Below are 2,236 nucleotides of genomic sequence, written 5' to 3' on the forward strand. Positions count from 1 at the left end.
ATCATCACGGCGCGGGAATAGACGCATACCTCACGACCAAGACGGCCGTGATGGCTTACCTGCGGCAGCGCGGGCAGCTCGCTGACGCCGCCCGTACAGGCGAGGAGATCGCCGGCGAGCTCGAACGCAGAGGCCGCGCGGGCGAACGAGCAGGTCCCTCCGGCATCGCCGTGTTCTACCATCAGTGGGCCGTGACCTCGATTCTGGGGTCGGGTCTGGCGGAGGGGATCGCCCAGAGCATTCGGGCGTACGAGACGGCCGACGTACCCGACGGTGAGCTCATCGCGGCGCTGGCGGCCGGTAACCTGGCCGTGCTGCACGCCTCTTTCGGGAGCCCGCAAGAGGCGGTGCGCTGGCTCGATGTGGCTCGCACCACCCGCACAGCGGGGCTGCCTTTCGAACGCCTCGCGAGCCTTCCCGTCGCGATCGTCGACGCATACCTCGCGGCGTGCCGGCTCGAGCCCGAGCCGGCACGACGCCTGCTGGATGACCCGGACGCATTGTCGATCGAGATGTGGCCGTTTGCGGCGCTCGCGATCACGGTGTACTCGCAGCTGTACGAGGACCCGCATGTGGCCCTCGCCCGGCTCGAACATCTTCGGTTCGTGCGACGCCGCGACCTCGTCGACGATCGCACCGCCACACGCATACTCGACCGCTGCACCGTGGACACCCTCATGGCGCTGGGCGAGGTCAACCGTGCGGAGCGGATGATGCTCGACATCGCGGCGCAGTACTCCGTCGACAGGCCGGGTGGTGCAGTCAGGCAGACCAGTCCGGCCGACCTCACGTGGCTGCGGGTGTCATACGCTCAGCTCTTTCTCATCACCGGCGACGATGCGAAGGCGCAGAGGCTCGCAACGGCAGCCCTCTGGGCCCCGGACGTCGGCGTGCGCGACCGCGTCGATGTACTCATGATCAAGGCCGCGGCCTCATGGCGACTCGGGGAACACGAGCAGGCGGCGGAGGCGTTCCGCCAAGCGGTGGTGCTCTCCGAACAGATCGGCTCGGCACGCGCCTACCTCATCATCGCCGAGCGTGACCTGCGGGCCCTCGCTGCGGAGATCGGTGTCCGGATCCCGCAAGCTGTCGAGGATCATCTCGCCATGCGCGGCGGGATCTACCCCGTGGCAGCGTCGTTCATCGCGCTCTCGCCGCGGGAGCTCGACGTGCTCGTGCGTCTGCAGGACCACGGCACCGTCGCCGAGATCGGGCGTTCGCTCCACCTCTCGGTGAACACGGTCAAGAAGCACCTCGCGGCCATCAACGCCAAGCTGGGTGTGCACGATCGCCGCGCAGCGCTCGCCCAGGCGAAGCAGCTCGGACTCCTCGATTCGATCGACGACGGCGTGAACGGCGCTGGGAAGCAGCGTGCGGAGACCGCGCACGAGACGGCCCGCTGACGGCGGGTGGTGCTTCTTCGACGAAACGGATACCTCAGCCACGAAGTGGCTCGCCTTGTCGCGCCGAGACTCGACGACGCGAGGACCGGGTGAGCCGTGGACCATGCGCGGACCATCCGAGGTCCGGCCGCGGACCATTCCCGATGATCGGGGCGTGATCGCCTCGATTCGTTCCCTAGAAATAGAGCAGTGTCGCTGCGCAGGCGTCCGGTGGGGGCTGCGTGTGCGCGACGAGCAACGAGGGGATGTCAGGTGAACTGGCTCAGCGGAACGGTATCGGACGGGCGCATCAGCGCTGATCGTCGACGCGCGCAGGATCGCCGAGCGGCGGGAGTGCGGCTTCATCGCGCGCTCAGCGCGATCGTCGCCATAGCGACGATCGCAGCGAGCGTGTTCATCGCTGCGCCGGCGGCCACCGCTGCTCCCGCATCCGTGCACGAGATCACCGCCAACTGGACCGGCAGCCCGGTGCCGACGACGGCGCCGTACGGACAGCCGGTGACGGCGGAGTGGCACGTCAACACCAACGACGTCGACGACCCGTACTCCAACGAACCGGTAGAGAATGTGCGGGCCACCCTGACGGTGGGCAACGGTGACTTCACGAGCATCCCGACCGTCTGCAAGATCTACGACGTGACCCCCGTCTCCGAGATCTCGGCCGACGGGTCGACGCTGCTCTGCAACCTCGGCACGATCACGGAGGGCACCGCGACAGTCATCCAGACGCCGGTGCGCGCGACGTCCACCACGGGTGGCAATCTCACCATGTCGGGCACGGCGACGTCAGATTCCGCGATCGCCGTCGCCGGTCCTGCGGATCCCGGGCCGCT

Annotated in this window: 1 protein-coding gene and 1 pseudogene; both read left to right on the forward strand. The window is 68.2% G+C overall.

What is annotated here, in order from left to right; genetic code table 11:
• On the forward strand, positions 1–1,403 hold a 1,403-nt coding region (locus tag VNT50_RS09815; protein WP_325484931.1), incomplete at its 5' end, for a helix-turn-helix transcriptional regulator.
• A gap of 333 nt (positions 1,404–1,736) precedes the next feature.
• Positions 1,737–2,236: pseudogene (locus tag VNT50_RS09820) on the forward strand (hypothetical protein); the annotation flags it as partial.

This window comes from Microbacterium sp. (assembly GCF_035554235.1).
In the GTDB taxonomy this organism is placed as follows: domain Bacteria; phylum Actinomycetota; class Actinomycetes; order Actinomycetales; family Microbacteriaceae; genus Microbacterium.